General features: G+C 63.2%; 19 protein-coding genes. 3 read left to right on the top strand and 16 right to left on the bottom strand.

Annotation, left to right across the window (positions count from 1 at the left end):
• Positions 1-66: 66 nt before the first annotated feature.
• Entirely contained in the window at positions 67-783 is a 717-nt protein-coding gene (gene ctrA / locus ISM_RS14915; RefSeq protein ID WP_040618121.1) for a response regulator transcription factor CtrA, read from the bottom strand.
• A 126-nt stretch (positions 784-909) separates the two neighbouring features.
• The gene (gene sciP, locus ISM_RS14910; protein WP_040618120.1) at positions 910-1206 is read right to left on the bottom strand and encodes a CtrA inhibitor SciP; all 297 of its coding nucleotides are present in this window, start codon (positions 1204-1206) and stop codon (positions 910-912) included.
• A 118-nt stretch (positions 1207-1324) separates the two neighbouring features.
• Between sciP and mnmA the strand changes: the two genes are divergently transcribed.
• The gene (gene mnmA / locus ISM_RS14905) at positions 1325-2467 is read left to right on the top strand and encodes a tRNA 2-thiouridine(34) synthase MnmA (RefSeq protein WP_009815024.1); all 1143 of its coding nucleotides are present in this window, start codon (positions 1325-1327) and stop codon (positions 2465-2467) included.
• 175 nt (positions 2468-2642) lie between these two features.
• Here mnmA and lpxB read toward each other — a convergent pair whose 3' ends face one another.
• The 13 genes from lpxB to pyrH form a co-directional block, all read right to left on the bottom strand.
• The gene (lpxB, locus tag ISM_RS14900; RefSeq protein WP_009815023.1) at positions 2643-3806 is read right to left on the bottom strand and encodes a lipid-A-disaccharide synthase; all 1164 of its coding nucleotides are present in this window, start codon (positions 3804-3806) and stop codon (positions 2643-2645) included.
• A complete protein-coding gene (locus tag ISM_RS14895; protein ID WP_009815022.1) occupies positions 3803-4603 on the bottom strand; it encodes an LpxI family protein in 801 nt (266 codons plus the stop codon). Before ISM_RS14895 ends, lpxB begins: the two co-directional genes overlap by 4 nt.
• A gap of 1 nt (position 4604) precedes the next feature.
• On the bottom strand, positions 4605-5399 hold the full coding sequence (gene lpxA / locus ISM_RS14890; protein WP_009815021.1) for an acyl-ACP--UDP-N-acetylglucosamine O-acyltransferase: 795 nt from the start codon (positions 5397-5399) through the stop codon (positions 4605-4607).
• A gap of 2 nt (positions 5400-5401) precedes the next feature.
• Positions 5402-5872, bottom strand: coding sequence for a 3-hydroxyacyl-ACP dehydratase FabZ (fabZ, locus tag ISM_RS14885; RefSeq protein WP_009815020.1), 471 nt, complete (start codon positions 5870-5872; stop codon positions 5402-5404).
• Positions 5873-6001: 129 nt separating this feature from the next.
• Positions 6002-6664 (bottom strand): OmpH/Skp family outer membrane protein, encoded by a 663-nt coding sequence (locus ISM_RS17815; protein ID WP_009815019.1) that lies wholly within the window; start codon positions 6662-6664, stop codon positions 6002-6004.
• 2 nt (positions 6665-6666) lie between these two features.
• Positions 6667-8988 (bottom strand): outer membrane protein assembly factor BamA, encoded by a 2322-nt coding sequence (bamA, locus tag ISM_RS14875; protein WP_198011693.1) that lies wholly within the window; start codon positions 8986-8988, stop codon positions 6667-6669.
• Between the two features lie 166 nt (positions 8989-9154).
• On the bottom strand, positions 9155-9280 hold the full coding sequence (locus ISM_RS18610) for a hypothetical protein (protein WP_009815017.1): 126 nt from the start codon (positions 9278-9280) through the stop codon (positions 9155-9157).
• 140 nt (positions 9281-9420) lie between these two features.
• The gene (gene rseP / locus ISM_RS14870; protein WP_040618118.1) at positions 9421-10767 is read right to left on the bottom strand and encodes an RIP metalloprotease RseP; all 1347 of its coding nucleotides are present in this window, start codon (positions 10765-10767) and stop codon (positions 9421-9423) included.
• Positions 10768-10795: 28 nt separating this feature from the next.
• Positions 10796-11968: a 1-deoxy-D-xylulose-5-phosphate reductoisomerase gene (gene dxr / locus ISM_RS14865; RefSeq protein WP_009815015.1), complete on the bottom strand. Its 1173-nt coding sequence runs from the start codon at positions 11966-11968 to the stop codon at positions 10796-10798.
• Positions 11965-12753, bottom strand: a complete 789-nt coding sequence (locus tag ISM_RS14860) for a phosphatidate cytidylyltransferase (protein ID WP_009815014.1) — start codon at positions 12751-12753, stop codon at positions 11965-11967. Before ISM_RS14860 ends, dxr begins: the two co-directional genes overlap by 4 nt.
• Positions 12750-13484 (bottom strand): polyprenyl diphosphate synthase, encoded by a 735-nt coding sequence (gene uppS, locus ISM_RS14855; protein WP_009815013.1) that lies wholly within the window; start codon positions 13482-13484, stop codon positions 12750-12752. Before uppS ends, ISM_RS14860 begins: the two co-directional genes overlap by 4 nt.
• A complete protein-coding gene (gene frr, locus ISM_RS14850; protein WP_009815012.1) occupies positions 13484-14047 on the bottom strand; it encodes a ribosome recycling factor in 564 nt (187 codons plus the stop codon). The genes uppS and frr overlap by 1 nt, the downstream gene beginning before the upstream one ends.
• A gap of 64 nt (positions 14048-14111) precedes the next feature.
• Positions 14112-14843, bottom strand: a complete 732-nt coding sequence (pyrH, locus tag ISM_RS14845) for a UMP kinase (protein ID WP_040618117.1) — start codon at positions 14841-14843, stop codon at positions 14112-14114.
• 145 nt (positions 14844-14988) lie between these two features.
• Here pyrH and miaA point away from each other — a divergent pair, with 145 nt between their 5' ends.
• On the top strand, positions 14989-15864 hold the full coding sequence (miaA, locus tag ISM_RS14840) for a tRNA (adenosine(37)-N6)-dimethylallyltransferase MiaA (RefSeq protein ID WP_009815010.1): 876 nt from the start codon (positions 14989-14991) through the stop codon (positions 15862-15864).
• Positions 15865-15956: 92 nt separating this feature from the next.
• On the top strand, positions 15957-16823 hold the full coding sequence (locus ISM_RS14835) for an AraC family transcriptional regulator (RefSeq protein ID WP_009815009.1): 867 nt from the start codon (positions 15957-15959) through the stop codon (positions 16821-16823).
• 63 nt (positions 16824-16886) lie between these two features.
• Here the strand turns inward: ISM_RS14835 and ISM_RS14830 are convergent, their stop codons facing one another.
• Entirely contained in the window at positions 16887-17486 is a 600-nt protein-coding gene (locus ISM_RS14830; RefSeq protein ID WP_040618116.1) for a lytic transglycosylase domain-containing protein, read from the bottom strand.
• Between the last annotated feature and the right edge of the window lie 29 nt (positions 17487-17515).

Here is a 17515-nt window from a genome sequence, read left to right as displayed (position 1 = left end):
ACGCGGGCGCGGCGAGGTCCAGAACCCAAAGCGCCGGATCACCACAGCGCCACAGACCCCGGTCCGTCAGGCCCCGATGGCGAGCCGCCCGTCGCGGTTCTGCGTGCTCTCGGGATCGCGCAGCACATAGCCCCGGCCCCAGACCGTCTCGATATGATTGTCGCCGCCGGTGGCCTGGCTGAGCTTCTTGCGCAGCTTGCAGATGAACACATCGATGATCTTGAGCTCCGGCTCATCCATGCCGCCATAGAGATGGTTGAGGAACATCTCCTTGGTGAGCGTCGTGCCCTTGCGCAGGCTCAACAGCTCGAGCATCTGATATTCCTTGCCGGTGAGATGCACGGTCTTGCCGTCCACATCGACCGTCTTCGCGTCGAGGTTCACATTGATCTCGCCGGTGCGAATCACCGATTGCGAATGGCCCTTGGACCGGCGGATGATCGCATGAATGCGCGCCACCAGCTCGTCCCGATGGAACGGCTTGGTGAGGTAATCATCGGCGCCAAAGCCAAATCCCTTGATCTTGTTGTCCGTATCATCCGACCCCGACAGGATCAGGATCGGCGTCTCGATCCGCGCCAGCCGCAGCTGCCGCAGCACCTCATGGCCCGTCATATCCGGCAGACCGAGGTCGAGAAGGATCAAATCGTAATCATAAAGCCGCGCCAGATCGACACCCTCTTCGCCAAGCGATGTCGTATAGACATTGAGATTGGCATGGCTGAGCATCATCTCGATGCTCTTCGATGTCGTGGGATCGTCTTCCACCAGTAATACGCGCATTAAACTTCTCCGAATGGTCATCGATTGCGATAGACACTGGCGAAAATTGGTTAACCACCCGTTACTATAAGCGTCATAGGAACCTCCACAACCCTCGGTTGCCAAATCGAATAAAGACCGCGTCTGCTATTCATCTTTGTGACCACCCCCATCACGAAATGTCTTGAGCGCCGTCACCTTGAGCGCCGCTTCACCATGCAGGCTCACCGCGCGGACCCATTCGCGAAACTCCTCCTCGCTGAGCCCATAGCGCCGCAACGCCTCCTCCTGCGTGATCAACCCATACAGCACGCCCCGCACCACCGAGAGCTTGCGTGACGCGACCCAGCGGCGCGTGCGCGGATCGGGCAAATCCGCCTGACAGAGCACCGTCCCATCCGGCAAAGTCACAGTCCTTGGCCCTTCAACTTTCTTCAGATACATCTCACCTACCCCTTGGTTGCCGGGGTAATCTGCCGGGCGAGCCTTAACGCAGGCTGAAATCGGCCCTTGAGAGTGTTTAGGATTTTCCTATATTCCGCTGGTTCCACCGGAGAAGATTATGCCCCTCGATCACCCGCTAAACTCGCTCGGCCTGCCCAAGCCGCCCTCGGAAACCCGCGTCGTCGTGGCCATGTCCGGCGGCGTCGACAGTTCCGTCGTCGCGGCGCAGCTCGCCGAAGAGGGCTATGATGTGGTGGGCGTGACGTTGCAGCTCTACGATCATGGCGCGGCGCTGGCCAAAAAAGGCGCCTGCTGCGCCGGGATCGACATCCATGATGCCCGCCGCGTCGCCGAGGAAATGGGCTTTCCCCATTACGTGCTCGATTACGAGAACATCTTCCAGGACGCGGTGATCGACGAGTTCGCCGACAGCTATCTCGCGGGCGCCACCCCGGTGCCCTGCATCCGGTGCAACGAGCGGGTGAAGTTCAAGGACCTGCTGCAAACCGCCCGCGATCTCGACGCCGATTGCATGGCCACCGGTCACTATATCCAGCGCAAGCAGGGCCAAAACGGCCCCGAGCTGCATTGCGCCACCGATGCCAACCGCGATCAGAGCTATTTCCTCTTCTCCACCACCCCGGAGCAGCTCGAGTTTCTGCGCTTCCCGCTGGGCCACCTGCCCTCCAAGGATGCCACCCGCGAGCTGGCGGCGAAATACGGGCTGAGCGTCGCGGACAAGCCCGACAGCCAGGACATCTGTTTCGTGCCCAATGGCAATTACGCCGCGGTAATCGAGAAACTGCGCCCCGGCGCGGCCGAACCCGGCGAGATCGTCCATGCCGATGGCCGGGTGCTCGGCACGCATAATGGCGTGATCCATTACACCATCGGTCAGCGCCGCGGTCTCGGCATCGGCGGGCTGAGCGATCCGCTCTATGTGGTGAAACTCGACGTCGACAAGAAACATGTGGTCGTCGGCCCGAAAGAGATGCTCTCGACCCGCAACGTGCCGGTGCGCGAAATCAACTGGCTCGGCGACGAACCCTTCGACAGCCGCGCCGAATGGCAGGTCTCGGTCAAGGTCCGCTCGACCCGCCCGCCGCGCGAGGCGGTCATTCGCCCGCTGTCGCCGACCACGGCCGAGGTCGAATTGCTGAGCCCCGAAGACGGCATCTCGCCGGGTCAGGCCTGCGTCTTCTACGAGACCGAAGGCAGCCGCATCCTCGGCGGCGGCTGGATCTGGCGCGGCGAAGGCTGAGCGGCGCTCGCCTTTCTCACGATTTCCTGCACAAACCCGTCGCCGCGCGCGGCGGGTTTTTCCGTTGGATTTACCTCAATTTCTCCGGGGGATTTTGCCCAAAACGCCCACTGTCGCGTTGCCGACGCAATACCGACGTCTTACCGACATGGCGTTTTCAGGCGTGTTTCGGGGACTACTGAGCCGTCTCCAGCCCGTCCATCACCGCCCGCGCCGCCCGCAGACCGGGGGCCTCGCCACCGCGTCCGAGCCGCTCCATGGTGATCCGCATCGCCTCATATTGCCGCTCGGGATGGGCCAGCATCTCGCGCAGCGCCGGGGCAATTTCCGCGGGATTACACTGCTTGCCGTTGCACTCGGGAATGTCCCGCGTCTCGCTCACCAGATTGACAAGGGTGAGCGTATCAATCCGCAACAGCGCCGCGATGATCTGACGGCTGATCCAGTTCACATCATAGGCGATGACCATCGGCGTATTGGCCGCCGCAAGCTCGAGCGACACCGTCCCCGAGGCCGCCAGCGCGCCAGTTGCCGCGCCAAAAGCTGCCCGTTTATCAGCCCTGTAGAGGTCGATCTTCATGTCGATCGGATCAAGGATGAGCGGCGCCTGCGGCCAATCCTTGACCGCCTCGCGCAGCGCCGGGGCGACATGGGCCGTGGTCGGCACCACCAGCCGCATCTTGGGATGGTCTTGCAGAACCGGAGCCAGCGCCGCACCGAAAATCGGCGCCAGACGGCTCACCTCACCACGCCGCGACCCCGGCAGGACGAGCATCACCGGATCCTCGCCCAGCCCATGCCGTGCCCGGAAATCAAGGATTTCCGCATCGCTCGCCTGCGGCTCGCTCACCACCGGATGGCCGACGAAATCCGCTCGCATCCCAACGGCCTCCATCAGGGGCGGCTCAAAGGGCAGCAGCGTCAGCACCTGATCAATGACCTTCGCCATCTTGACCGCCCGCTTGGGCCGCCAGGCCCAGACCGAAGGCGCTACATAATGAACGGTCCGTATGTCGCTGTTTTCCTTGACGATCTTCGCCACACGCAAACAGAAATCCGGGCTGTCGATCGAGATCACCACATCGGGTTTGCTGTCCAGAATGGCCTGCGCCGTCTCGCGGATACGGCGCTTGAGATGGGCGTATTTCGGCAGGATCTCGACGATCCCCATGACGCTGAGCTCGCTCATATCAAAGAGGCTCGCCATGCCCTCGGCCTGCATCAACGGCCCGCCGACGCCGGTGAACTCAGAGACACCCAGCTCTTTCAACCCGGCCATCAGCGCCGCGCCAAGCCGATCCCCCGAGGCTTCACCAGCGATCAGGAAAACCCGTGTCACAGCGCCCGCGCGACAAGGAAAACCCCTGTCTTTTCCAAGGCTTCCAGTGTGGTCTTGCGGTCGATCATCATCACCTGATCCGCTGCCACCACGAGGCCTGCAAGCCCCGCCTTGGCCACCGCCTCGACCGTGTTCGCGCCAATCGCCGGCATATCCACGCGCAGATCCTGCCCGCGTTTCGGGGCCTTCACATAGACCCCCTTCTGCCCGCGCCGCAGCGCCTCTGGCGTGCCCGCCACAAAGCCCAGCATCGCATCCGTGCCCTGCACCGTCTCGATGCCCAGGCACTGACCGCCCGCCACCACACAGCCCTGCCCGATATCGAGCGGCGACATATGGCTCAGGATCTCGATGGCCCGCGCCACATCGGCCTCTTCCGCCTTGCTCGGCGCTGGTCCGAGGGCAAGCCCGCTTTCGACCACCAGCTCGGGCAACAACTCATGCGCGCCCACCACGGCAAAGCCCTGTTCTTCAAAGATCGCAATGACTTCGCGCAGGAGCGCGTCATCGCCCTTGGGCAGCGCCTGCATGATCCGCGGCGCGATGCTCAGCATCTGCGCATCACATTCCGCCGGGTTGATCGCGGGCCGCGCCAGATGACCGGCAAAGACCATCCGCGTGACCCCCGCCGATTTCATCGCATCAAAGAGACTGCCAATCTTTTCAAGCTGATGCGCCTCACCCTTCACCGCACTCGGCACGCCCTTGAGCGTGTAGATATGCGCTTCGGGATGGGCCTCGGCGAGCCGCACGGGCAAGGCTCCGCCACAGGCCAGAATTGCCAGATCGCGGCTCATCTCAGTCGGTTCCGGGGGTGAGGAAGGACCGGTCGCTGGTGCCGGTCACGAAATCAACGATCTGGCGGACATAGTCGCTGTCGGTTTCCTCGCCAAGCCGCCGGGCCCGATCCTGAAACGCGCCTTCGCCCTGCGCCAGCATCTGAAACGCCGCGCGCAGCGCCGTGATATCCGCCCGCGCCACACCGCGCCGTTTGAGCCCCACCAGGTTCAGCCCATCAAGCACGCCGCGCGGCGCCTGCACGAGCCCGTAGGGGATCACATCATTGGTCACCATGGTCACCGCGCCGATGATCGCGCCTTGGCCAATGCGCACGAATTGATGCACGCCCGAGAGACCGCCGATGATCACGTCATCCTCGACGATGCAATGGCCTGCAAGCGCCGCGTTGTTCACCACGATCACCCGGTTGCCCATGATCACGTCATGCGCCACGTGACAGCCCGCCATGAAGAGGCAATCGTCGCCGATCCGGGTCACGCCGCCACCGCCCTCGGTGCCGGGATTGATGGTCACATGCTCGCGAATGCGATTGCGGTCGCCGATCTCGAGCCGGGTCTTTTCGCCCGCGAATTTAAGATCCTGCGGGATCTCGCCGATACAGGCGAAAGAGAAAATCGTGCAGTCCTCGCCGATCCGCGTGTCACCGGTGATCACCACATGGCTCTTGATCACGCTGCCCGCACCGATCCGGACCTCGGGCCCGATATGGCAAAACGGACCGATCACCACGCCCGCGCCAATCTCGGCCCCGGGCTCGACGATCGCGCTCGGATGTATCTGCGTCTCGCTCATGTTCAGGCTCCGGCGCCGTCGAGATCCATCATCGCGGTGAATTCGACCTCACAGGCCATCTCCCCCTCGACCGTGGCCACGCCGGTGAATTTCCAGACCTTGCCACCGGGCTTGCCGCGCATGGTCTCGACATTCATCTCGAGCACATCGCCCGGCACCACCATGCGGCGGAATTTGCATTTGTCGATGGCCATGAAGTAGACCAGCAGGTTCTTGTCCGCCATATCGAGCGCCGTGCCCACCATGACGGCCGCAGTCTGCGCCATGGCCTCGACGATGGTCACGCCGGGCATGATCGGCTTGTCGGGGAAATGGCCCTGAAAATGCGGCTCGTTCATGGTGACATTCTTGATGCCACGGGCCGATTTATAGCCGTCGATATCGACCACCTTATCGACGAGAAGAAACGGGTAGCGATGCGGGATAAGCCGCTTGATCATCTGGATATCGGCGGTCTTCAGGGCGTCAGTCATCCATGCTCCTATTCCGGGCCAGCATGGCCCTGATATTCTGCGGCGGCTCTCTTTGGGGCCACCGATCACGTTCCCTCGGCTTTAGCAACTGGCCCGGCTTTGGGCAAGCGATGGCAGGCGGCGCGCGCCTCACTCCGCCGGTTGCTGGCCTGTGTCTTGCGTGTCCTCACCGCCGGCCTCAGGCAGCTCCTGCGCCTGCCCGTCATCGACCGCCTGGCTCTCCATCGCCTCGTTCACACGCGCAATGGCCAGTTCGGTGATGTCCACCGCATCCGAGCGCACCAGCACCTGCCGCGCATCGAGGATCACCGCACCGCCGGTGTCGCGCATGATCTCGAAAAGAACCGTCTCGGCCTGTCGCAACAGCAGAAACGGCGCTTGATCGCGGCGCCGCTCAAGATCGCGCGAGGCCTGCTCGCTCTGTTCCCTGATCTCGCGGACCTTCTCGTCAAAGGCATCCGCCAGCTTGCGAAACGCCTCGGGCGAGAGCTGCAGCCGCTTCTGGGTCAGCTCCTGCTCTTCCTGACGCAGCTCTTCCTCGACCGTGCGATTGCTGGCAATCAGCGCCTCGCGCTCGGTGTTGTAGCGTTCGAGAAAGGCCCGCCCCGGCGCCGAGTCGACAAAGAGCCGCTCGGTGTCGAGCACGAGGATACGTATGGGGTCAGGTTGCCGGTCGCCCGCCTGTGCAGGATCACTGGCCGGCGCTTGGGCCTGGGTTGGCGCGGGGGCCATCCCCGCTGCCAGCAAGCCGAGCGCCAAACCCAGGGCTGCAAACCGTGCCGCCCCCGGCATGATCAGAATTCCGTGGCGATCGAAATGTCAAAGTTCTGGGTTTTGTCTGTCGGCTCTTTCTTCAACGGTGTTGACCAGTTGAAGCGCAGCGGACCAAAGGGCGACCGCCAGATCAGCGAGAGGCCGATGGAATGGCGATCCTCAAAGCCGGTCGACGACAAGGTGCCGGTGGCCCCTGCGGTATTCACATCCCAGATCGCGCCGATGTCATAGAAAGCGCCGCCAGTGAGACCATACTCGTCAGGCAAGCCGAGTGGGAATTCCGCATCGAGCTTGAGCGCGGCATAGTAGTTGCCGCCAAGCTGTTCCGTGGTCGTGCCATTGGTTTCCGCAGGCCCGATCCCGTTGCTTTCAAAACCCCGGATGATCTGACCGCTGAACCGATCCACCGCGCGGCTGTTCGACCCGCTGCCGAAGGTCAGCGCCCCGCCTTCAAGCGTCGCCCGCAAGGTCACTTCCTCGTGGAAGACCCGTGTTTGGGCGACAACCCGCGCGCTGGTGTGGATGTAATCCAGATCGCCACCGACCCCGTAGAAATCCTGCCCAAAGGACAGTAGCACGCCGGCGTTCGGATTGAGCCCCGAGCGGCGGGTGTCATAGGTGTAATTATAGCCAAAGCCGCTGGCAAAGCTGCCGCTCTCTGCGCTCTCCCGGGCGAGAATACCGGAGGTGCCGGTATAGTTATCCATTTCGGAATAGCGCGCCGAATAGAGCACGGTAAAGCGGCCGTTTTCGCTCACAGGAAAGCTCAGCCGCGGCCGGAACGTGCCGATATTGGTGTCATAGAGCGCATTGTCGCTATCCGTTTCGAGATAGGAGAAGCCCACGCCAAATTCCACATCACGACCCAGGAAGGCAGGCTCGGAGAAGTCGAGATTATAGTTGACCGTATCCGCGCCGACAGAGACGCTCGCTGCCACCGTCTGGCCACGACCGAGAAAGTTGCGCTCGCGCAGGCCGACCGAGACACCAAACCCGCTGCTGGTCGAATAGGAGGCGCCAAAGCTCAGCGTGCCGGTGGGCTGCTCTTCCACATCCACATCGACGACCACCTGATCGGGGCGCGAGCCTTCGCGGGCATTCACATCGGCATTGGCAAAATAGCCCAGCGCGCGGATGCGTTCGGCCGCCTGACGGATCTCACGCGGATTGAACGGGTCGCCCTCGACGGTCTTGAACTGGCGACGGATCACCCGGTCGAGCGTCGTGGTGTTGCCTTCGATATCGATCCGCTCGACAAAGACACGCGGGCCACGGACGATGGCAAATTCGACATCGAGGGTCAGATCGCGGTCATTGCGGGTGATGCGCGGCTCGATGCGAAGGAAATCCACCCCATCGCGCACGCCCTGACGTTCCATCCGGGCAATCGAGTTTTCCACGGCGGTCGGCGAATAGATCACGCCGGGGCGGATCTTGAGCACGTTTTGATAGATGTCGGGATCAACCCCGTTGATCTCGCTGATCGTGGTGATCTCGCCAAAGCGGAATTGCTGCCCCTCTTCGATGTTGAAGGTCACGAAATAGGTGTCGCGCTCGCGGGCCAGCTCGGCATTGACGCCGGTCACCCGGAAATCGACAAAGCCACGGGCGGCATAGAAATCGGCAAGCACCTGCTTGTCGAACTCGAGCCGATCTTCGACGAATGTGTCGCGCGCAATCAGCGCCCGCAGAAGGCCCGCTTGCTTGCTTTCAAGCACACGGCGCAGACGACGGTCGGAATAGGCGCGGTTGCCGACAAAGCCGATGCGCTGCACCTCGATGGCGCCACCTTCGAAAATCTCGAACACGAGATCGACGCGGTTGTCACTGCGACGGATGATGCGCGGCTTGACGCGGGCCGCCAGACGGCCGTTCTGCTCATAGGCTTCGACGATGGTCTGCGCGTCGCGCTCGGCCTTCTCGGGGTTGAACACCTGACGCGGGCTGCTTTCGATAAAGCCGCTGAGATCGTCATCCTTGAGCTTGCGATTGCCCTCAAAGGCGATCTTGGAGATCGTCGGGTATTCCTTCACGGTGATCTTGAGAAGATTGCCGCGCGGCTCGAGCGACACGCTCTCGAAGAGACCGGAACTCACGATCCGCTGATAGGCTTGGTTCAACTGACCGGCGTTGATGGTCTCGCCCCGGGCGATTCCCGCATAGGTCAGAATGGTGCCGGTTTCGATCCGCTGGTTCCCGTCCACATCGACAGAAGTAAAGCGGTAATTCTGTGCCTCGGCCTGGCGTGCTGCACTGGCGCTAAATACTGAAAACAAAGCTACAAATAAAACCAGCGGAAGCAATCCGGCTCGCGCGTTGCGAAGAATGCGTTTCGGGCACATACAGTTTGCATCGAGCATAGTCATATTCCAGTCAGCCACCCCACTTATCAGATGTCACTAACTGGTCTCATAGACCTTGTCAAAACGCCAATTCAATATGATGCGTCCAGACAGCATTTTATCCCCAACTGTGGGGGTAAAACCTCATATTTTGTGGGAAAATACCTTAGAGAGAGGCGACAAAAGCCGCGGCAAAAAGCGCCCCGCCAACGGCCGCAAGATAGAACAGCCGATCCCAGTTCAGATCGACAATCAGGCTCAGGCCACGATATCCACCGACGAGGTGCTGCATTGGGTCTCTCCACAGATTCAGGTGAGATGACCCTATCGGCGCAAGGTGGCGAAAAATCGTGGCAAATATGGCCATTCTGTGACCATGCCTAAAACTGTCCTTGATTTTGCAGGGAAATTTTTACCTCCCTGCAAAATCTTTTAGCACAGCACGTCGTTCAACAGCGCAAAGCCCATCAGCGCGAGAATCAGCGTGAGCCCGATCGACATGAAGACCCGCAGCGCGCCGTCGCTCGGCGGTTTGCCCCGCACCGCCTCATAGCCGTAGAACATCAGATGCCCGCCATCGAGAACGGGGATCGGGAAGAGATTGAGCAGCCCGACCGCCGTCGACAGAACCGCGATGAACCAAATAAAGCTATCGACCCCTTGACTGGCCATCGCGCCCGAAACCTGGGCAATGCCGATGGGCCCCGACATGTTGCAGCTGCTGATCGCGCCGGTCACCATGTGATAGAGCCCCGAGAGCGAATTGGTGATCACCCCGGTCATCGCCGTGACCCCTGCCCCGGCGGCCTGCACCGGCCCGAGCGTCGCGGTCGCCGGCTCAAACGCATAGCCCCCGGCAATGCCGATCCGCCATTCGGTCTTGAACCCGCCATCCGGCTGCGGCTCGTCCACCCGGCGCGGTGCCAGCACAAACTCAAGGATCTCACCCTCGCGCCACACTTCGAGCTGCAGCGGCGCGCCTTCCGAGGCCTCGACGATCTCCTTGATCTCGTCAAAGGCCGCGATCTCGCGTCCATTGACCGCGAGGATCATGTCGCCCACTTCCATGTCGATCTCATAGGCCGCCGATTTCGGCGAGAGCTGCGCCACCCGCGGCGGGATCGGATAGGGCCCCCGCACGATGGTCTCTTCGCCCGCCCGCAGCACCGCATAGGGCAGCACCCGCTCATGCGGCAACGCGTCGAGCATATCGCGGAACGCCTCGCGCTCGGAAAAGGCGGGCAGCTCTTGCCCGTCGATCGCCAGCACCTGATCGCCCGGTTCAAGCGTCAGCTCCTCATAGGGCAGCGGCGGCAGCGCACTGATGGTCAGCGGCTCGGCCACCCTGCCCTGCACCATGAGAACCGCGCCGAAAATCAGGATCGACAGGATGAAATTGAACACCGGACCGGCAAGCACCGTCGCCGCCCGCGCCCAGAGCGGCGCGCCATGCATGGTCTGGCGCAGCTCGCTCGGCGAAAGCTCAGAGATCGCCGCGCCGTCCTTGCCCGCGCTCGCCGGATCGGCATCACCGCGAAACTTGACATAGCCGCCAAAGGGCAGCGCCGCCAATTGCCAGCGCGTGCCATGCCGGTCGACCCGGGACAACAGCACCGGCCCAAAGCCGAGAGAGAAGACATCCGCCTTGATCCCGCACCAGCGCCCGACGATGTAATGGCCGTATTCATGAACCGCGACGATCACCGAAAGCGCCACCACAAAGGCCGCGATCATTTCCAGAAGGCTGCCAAATTGCGGGAGAAGAGAGGAAATATCCAAAAGCTCGGTCCTGTCGGTTAATGTCGGATCAATCGGCGGCGACGCGGATCATATCATCCACCGCCTGCCGGGTAACTTGGTCTGCATGGCTGACCGTTTCAAGCGTCATCTCGACGCGGTCGAACCCCTCGCGCCCCATCATCCGGTCCAAGGCCCCGGCGACAAGGTCGTCCATCTGCAGGAAACTGGCCCGCCCCGCGAGGAAATGATCAAGCGCCCGCTCCTTGGCGGCGTTGAACACGGCCCCAGAGAGACCGCCCTGATCCATCACTTGCCGCGCCAGCCCAAGCGCGCGAAACCGCTTAGGGCAGGCCTTGGCGAAACTCAGCGCGCCCAGCGCCACCAGATCGAGCCGCTCGACCGGCAGATCACGGCGCTCGGGCCAGTGTAGCGCATAGCCGATGGCGTGGCGCATATCCGGCGCGCCCATATGGGCGATCATACCGCCGTCGCAATGGCCCACCAGCGCATGAATGATCGACTGCGGATGGATCACCGCCTCGATGCGCTCCGCTTCGATGCCAAAGAATTCCTTGGTCTCGATCATCTCCATCGCCTTGTTGAACATCGAGGCGCTGTCGATGGTGATGCGCTGACCCATGGACCAGCTCGGATGCTGCAGGGCCTCTTCCACCGTCACCGAGGCGAGGTCCTCGCGGCTGCGGTCACGGAACGGCCCGCCGCTGGCGGTGATGATCACCCGCTCGACGCTGGCCATGTCTTCGCCGCGTAGGGCCTGGAAAATCCCCGAATGCTCGCTGTCGACGGGCAGGATCGTCGCCCCGGCCCGCCGCCCATGGTCGAGAAGGATCGGCCCGGCGGTGACCAGCGATTCCTTGTTGGCGAGCGCCAGCGTCGCGCCTGTGTCCACAGCGGCCAGCCCGGGTTCCAACCCCGCACTGCCGACAATCGCCGACATCACCCAATCCACCGGCCGCGCCGCCGCCTCGAGAAGTGCGGCACGCCCCGCCGCCGCCTCGACGCCGCTGCCGGCAAGCGCCGCGCGCAGATCGTCGAGCAGATCGTCATGGGCGGTCACCGCGATCCGCGCCCCCAACCGCCGCGCATCCTGCGCCAGAAGGGCGATGTTGCGCCCGCCGGTCATCGCCTCGACCGCATAGGCCTCGGGCGCGCGAGCAATGAGGTCTACCGTGCTCTGCCCGATAGAGCCGGTCGCGCCCAGAATAGAAATCCGTTTCATGCGATCCCCGGGATCAGTCCCAGCCCCCAGAGCAGCCCGGTGGCCAGCGCCGCGCCGAGCATCGCGTCAAAGCGATCGAGCACCCCGCCATGCCCCGGCAAGAGCTCCGAGCTGTCTTTGACGCCGACGCGCCGCTTGATGGCGCTCTCGGCAATGTCGCCCATCTGACCGGCCATGGCGATGAGCACCGACACGATCACCAGGCCAAAGCCGGCCTCGGTGGAATAGCCAAAGGCCAGCCCCACCAGCGCCGCGCCGATCCAACCGGCAATCGTGCCCGACCATGTCTTGTTGGGGCTGATCGCGGGCCAGAACTTGGGCCCGCCAAAGGTTTTGCCCGCGAAATACCCGGCAATATCCGACAGGATCACCAGCGAGATGATCCACAAGAGCCAAGCAAGCCCCGCCTCTTCGCGCAGCCCCCAGAGCACATGCGCGCCAAGCAGGATCGCGGCACAGCCGAGCCCGAAAATCCATCTATCCCGGGCAAACCGCCCGGCCCCGCCAATCGCCGCCGCCCCGATGAGCGGCAGCGCCATCAGCCCCGGCAAGAGCCAGCCGAGGCCAAGCGCCAGCACGCCCAGCACCGCAAGGCCCAGCGCCCGGCCCTCGGCCCCCGGCGCCAGCATCCGCGACAATTCCCAGATCATCAGCCCGCAGAGCGCCAGAATGCCCAGCGCAAAGACCCAGCCCCCGGCCCAGACCTCTGCCAGACCGATGGCCAAGAGAACCGCCGCCGTCATGACGCGCGGCGCGAGATCCGCCCATTTCGCCCTGCGGCTCATGCCTTGACCGCGCCGAACCGGCGGTCGCGCTTGGCATAGCCATGCACAAGCCCGGTAAAGATTTCGGCGGTGAAATCCGGCCAGAGCGTGTCGATGAACTCATATTCCGCATAGGCCGATTGCCAGAGCAAAAAGTTGGAAATCCGCGCCTCGCCGCTGGTGCGAATGACCAGATCGGGATCGGGCAGCACCCGCGTGTCGAGATACCGCGCCAGCGTGCCGTCATCGACATCCCCGGGGGACAGACGGTTCGCCGCCACATCCTCGGCCATGAGCTTCATCGCCCGGCCCACCTCGTCGCGGCTGCCATAGTTGAGCGCGATGGTCAGATGCACCCGGTCATTGCCCTCGGTCATCGCCTCGAGCTCGTCCATCATCGACACAAGCTTGCGGTCGAGCCGCACCCGATCGCCGATGAACCGCACCCGCACGCCATCATCGCGCAGCGCCCGCGCTTCCTTGGTGATATAGCGGCGAAAGAGGCTCATGAGCCCCGCCACCTCGGTCTGGGTGCGTTTCCAGTTCTCGGTCGAAAAGGCAAAGACCGTCAGGTATTTGACCCCCAGATCGGGACAGGTTTCCACAATCTCGCGGACGCGCTTGGCGCCTGCATGATGCCCAAACAGACGTGGCCGCCCGCGCGATTGCGCCCAGCGGCCATTGCCATCCATGATAATCGCCACATGGCGCGGCGCGGAGGCCAGCAAACTCGTATCGGAACCCTCTGGCATCAGACCTGCATGATCTCGGCTTGCTTGTGTTCAAGCGCCTCGTCCACCTTGGCGATAAAGCTGTCGGTCAGTTCCTGCACCGAGGTTTCCCAGAATTTCTGGTCATCTTCCGACATGCCATCGGCCTTGGCCTTCTTGATCTGGTCCATGCCATCGCGGCGCACGTTGCGGATCGCGACGCGGGCGCTCTCGGCATATTGCGACGCCACTTTGCCAAGCTCGCGGCGGCGTTCCTCGTTGAGCTCGGGGATCGGCAGCATGATGATGGTGCCGTTAAGCTGCGGGTTGATGCCAAGACCGCTTTCGCGAATGGCCTTCTCAACCTTGTTGACGAGACCCTTGTCCCAGACATTGATCGTGACCATCCGCGGCTCGGGCACGTTCACCGTGCCGACCTGGTTGATCGGGGTCTGCTGGCCATAGGCGTCTACCATCACCGGCTCGAGCATCGAGGCCGAAGCCCGCCCGGTGCGCAGCGAGGCAAACTCCGTGCGCAGCGATGCCATGGCGCCATCCATGCGCCGGGTGAGATCGTCGGTATTCAGTTCGAAATCGTCAGCCATTATCCTCGTCCCTTCACGTCTTTATAACTTCTTTGCCGGGGTTTTGCCACGCGCTCTGGCGCGCTCAGCCATGCACCTTGGTATAGGTGCCCTCGCCCGCCAGAATGCCCTTGAACCCGCCCGGCTCGTCCAGCGAAAAGACGATGATCGGCAGGTTGTTGTCCCGCGCCAGCGCGATGGCGCTCGCGTCCATCACCTTGAGATGCTTGGCCAGCACCTCGTCATAGGTCACCGTGTCAAAGCGCACGGCATCCGCATTGGTCACCGGGTCCTTGTCATAGACCCCGTCGACCTTGGTGCCCTTGAGGATCGCCTGACAGGCCATTTCATTGGCCCGCAGCGTCGCCGCAGTGTCGGTGGTGAAATAGGGGTTGCCGGTGCCCGCCGCAAAGATGCAGACCCGCTTCTTTTCAAGGTGGCGCACCGCGCGACGGCGGATATAGGGCTCGGCCACCTCATCCATGCGAATGGCGCTGATCACCCGGCAGAACACCCCGAGCTTTTCCAGCGCGCTCTGCATCGCCAGCGCGTTCATCACCGTGGCCAGCATGCCCATGTAATCGGCCGTGGTGCGCTCCATCCCCTGGGCGCTGCCCGACAGGCCGCGAAAGATATTGCCGCCGCCGATGACCATGCAGATCTCGACACCCATATCGTGGACGATCTTCACTTCGCGTGCGATCCGTTCGACCGTCGGCGGGTGCAGCCCAAAGCCCGTATCGCCCATTAACGCCTCCCCCGAAATCTTCAACATGACGCGGTTGTATGTTGTGGCGGGGGTGTCGCTGACGGGCATGGCCGCGCTCCATTCTTGGCTATGTAGAGGTCGCGCGCAAAATGTCGTAAATACCGGGCAAGTTCAATCGCCGATTGCCGCGCCCTGCAAAGAATTGCATCCTGACGCCTCGCCTCGCCGTGGAAACTGTCGTATTGCCCTGCCCATGATCGCCCTGCCTGACATCGACCGCCATAAACCGGTGCTGATCGCCGGTCCCACCGCCAGCGGAAAATCCGCCCTCGCGCTGCGCATCGCCGAGGATCAGGGCGGCGTGATCGTCAATGCCGACAGCATGCAGGTCTATGAAAACTGGCGCATTCTCTCGGCCCGCCCCTCGCCCGAGGACGAAGCACGCGCGCCGCATCTGCTTTATGGTCACGTGCCGCGCGGGGCCGAGTATTCCACCGGCCATTGGCTGCGCGAAGTGGCCGAAATCCTCGCAGGCTCGGAGCGCGCCATCATCATCGGCGGCACCGGGCTCTATTTCCGCGCCCTGACCGAAGGGCTGGCGCAGATCCCGCCCACCGATCCCGAAATCCGGGCGCGCGGCACGGCACTGCTTGAAACCGCGGGGCGCGAGGCGATGCTCGCCGAGCTCGACGACGAGACCCGCGCCGCCATCGACCCCTATAATCCGATGCGGGTGCAGCGCGCCTGGGAGGTGCTGCAGGCCACCGGGCGCGGGCTCCTGTCGTGGCAGCGCGAAACGGCAGCCCCCCTGCTGCCCGAGAGCGCCGCCACCTGCCTCGTGCTCGACGCGCCGAAACCCTGGCTCACGCCGCGCATCGAGGCGCGGTTCGATCTCATGCTCGAGGCCGGCGCGCTCGACGAGGCGCGGGCCAATCTCGACGGGTTCGACCCGACGCACCCCTCGTCGCGCGCCCATGGCGGGCCGGAACTCGTGGCCTACTTGCGCGGCGACATGACGCTCGATGAGGCGCGCGAGCGGTCGATCACCATCACCCGGCAATATGCCAAGCGTCAGCGCACCTGGTTCCGCAAGCATATGCAGGGCTGGATCTGGCTGCCCTGCAATTAACGCATTATTTACAATTTTCGACAAAATTAGGTGACATGATCGGGGTGAGATGCGAGTCTCACACCAAAACAAACATGTCCACAGGGGGCACCATGGCAGAGCATCAGCCCATTCCCACCGACGCAGCCGAGCTTCATCCGCTCGACACCGCCACGCTCGGCACCGACCTCCCCAGCCCCAAGGTCCGGCTCCTGACCCTCGCGCAATGGGGCGCGGGCGGCGGCTGGCGGCTCTCCCTGCCCCATAGCAGCAAAACCCATAATCTCCTCTGGATCACCAAGGGACAGGCCCGCATCACGCTCGAAGGGGTGCAGCGCGGGCTTGGCGCGCATAATGCCGTCGTCATCCCGGCGGGCAGCGGCTTTGCCCTCGAACCCGGGGCGCAATGTTTCGGCTGGGTGGTCTCTGTCGCGGCCCAGAGCCCGATCCTGATGCCGGACAATGCCCAGATCCTGCGCATTCTCGAGGTCCAGAACCAGACCGAGCTCACCGCGCTCATCGACCGGATGCAGCGTGAAACCCATCACAACCTGCCCTTCGCCGACGAAGCACTCGCCGCCCATGCCCAGCTGATGACGGTTTGGCTGCGCCGCGCGATGATCGACCATGACAACACCGCCCGGCCCAAGGCCTCGCAACGGCTGGTCACCGCCTATGCGGCGCTCATCGAGCGCGACTACCACCTGCCCCGGGTGATGGCGGATTATGCGGCCGATTTGGGCGTGACCCCGACCCATCTCACCCGCACCTGCCGCCAGAGCGCCGGCATGACCGCCGCCGATATGCTGGTGCGGCGCAAATTGCACGCGGCCCGCGTGGCCCTTGAGGATGGCGATCTGCCGATCACCCAAATCGCCGCATCTCTCGGTTTTGGCAGCGCCGCCTATTTCTCGCGCTTCATCCAACACCACACGACCCACAGCCCGAGCAGCCTGCGCAAGGCGGCCCGCGCCGCCTGATCCCGGGCGGCGGGCGGTCATATTGGTAATTTGAGGATTGCGGCAGGCGGCTTGGCAGGCGGCTTAGCTGCCCCAGATCACCCGCACGTAATTCTGGGTTTCCTTATAGGGCGGCACCCCGCCATATTTCGTCACCGCCGCCGGGCCCGCATTATAGGCCGCGAGCGCCAGACGCCACGAGCCGAACTTGCGATATTGCTGCGCCAGATAGCGCGCGCCGCCCTCGAGGTTCTGCGCCGGATCATGCGGATCGACCCGCAGCACCCGCGCCGTCCCCGGCATCAGCTGCGCCAGACCGATCGCGCCCTTATGCGACAGCGCCGTGGGCTTCCAGCCGCTCTCCTGCTGCACCAGCCGCAAGAAGAGATGTTCCGGCACGCCATGGCGCGCGGCGGCCTGTTTGGCGATGGTCAGATACTGCCCTTTGTAGGCACCGGAATAGGTGCCCGAGAAGGATTTGCCGCTGCCCCATTTGGTCGGTGTTTCCACCTTCTGCGGCTTGAGCCGGACCGACGCCTTATATTGCGACGCCGCGCGGTTATCGAGAACCTTGGTCTGAATGCTGAAAGATTTCTGACGGTTCTTCGTCGACAGAACTTCGGCGGACACTGGCGCGGATAAAAACAGCGCCCCCGCAACTGCGGCTGAAAACAGTCTCTTCATCTGGCTAAATTGTCCCGTTCCCCAACTCG

Origin of the sequence: Roseovarius nubinhibens ISM, from assembly GCF_000152625.1 — a bacterium.
GTDB classification, from domain to species: Bacteria; Pseudomonadota; Alphaproteobacteria; order Rhodobacterales; family Rhodobacteraceae; genus Roseovarius; species Roseovarius nubinhibens.
The sequence above is the reverse complement of the archived record's forward strand: the minus strand, read 5'-3'. Positions and strand labels throughout refer to the sequence as shown.

Bases quoted from the DNA above. Each gene is read 5' to 3' on its own strand.
- ctrA (WP_040618121.1), bottom strand. From the start codon at position 783: ATGCGCGTATTACTGGTGGAAGACGATCCCACGACATCGAAGAGCATC.
- sciP (WP_040618120.1), bottom strand. From the start codon at position 1,206: ATGTATCTGAAGAAAGTTGAAGGGCCAAGGACTGTGACTTTGCCGGAT.
- mnmA (WP_009815024.1), top strand. From the start codon at position 1,325: ATGCCCCTCGATCACCCGCTAAACTCGCTCGGCCTGCCCAAGCCGCCC.
- ISM_RS14895 (WP_009815022.1), bottom strand. From the start codon at position 4,603: ATGAGCCGCGATCTGGCAATTCTGGCCTGTGGCGGAGCCTTGCCCGTG.
- lpxA (WP_009815021.1), bottom strand. From the start codon at position 5,399: ATGAGCGAGACGCAGATACATCCGAGCGCGATCGTCGAGCCCGGGGCC.
- fabZ (WP_009815020.1), bottom strand. From the start codon at position 5,872: ATGACTGACGCCCTGAAGACCGCCGATATCCAGATGATCAAGCGGCTT.
- ISM_RS17815 (WP_009815019.1), bottom strand. From the start codon at position 6,664: ATGCCGGGGGCGGCACGGTTTGCAGCCCTGGGTTTGGCGCTCGGCTTG.
- bamA (WP_198011693.1), bottom strand. From the start codon at position 8,988: ATGTGCCCGAAACGCATTCTTCGCAACGCGCGAGCCGGATTGCTTCCG.
- ISM_RS18610 (WP_009815017.1), bottom strand. From the start codon at position 9,280: ATGCAGCACCTCGTCGGTGGATATCGTGGCCTGAGCCTGATTGTCGAT.
- dxr (WP_009815015.1), bottom strand. From the start codon at position 11,968: ATGAAACGGATTTCTATTCTGGGCGCGACCGGCTCTATCGGGCAGAGC.
- ISM_RS14860 (WP_009815014.1), bottom strand. From the start codon at position 12,753: ATGAGCCGCAGGGCGAAATGGGCGGATCTCGCGCCGCGCGTCATGACG.
- uppS (WP_009815013.1), bottom strand. From the start codon at position 13,484: ATGCCAGAGGGTTCCGATACGAGTTTGCTGGCCTCCGCGCCGCGCCAT.
- frr (WP_009815012.1), bottom strand. From the start codon at position 14,047: ATGGCTGACGATTTCGAACTGAATACCGACGATCTCACCCGGCGCATG.
- pyrH (WP_040618117.1), bottom strand. From the start codon at position 14,843: ATGCCCGTCAGCGACACCCCCGCCACAACATACAACCGCGTCATGTTG.
- miaA (WP_009815010.1), top strand. From the start codon at position 14,989: ATGATCGCCCTGCCTGACATCGACCGCCATAAACCGGTGCTGATCGCC.
- ISM_RS14835 (WP_009815009.1), top strand. From the start codon at position 15,957: ATGGCAGAGCATCAGCCCATTCCCACCGACGCAGCCGAGCTTCATCCG.
- ISM_RS14830 (WP_040618116.1), bottom strand. From the start codon at position 17,486: ATGAAGAGACTGTTTTCAGCCGCAGTTGCGGGGGCGCTGTTTTTATCC.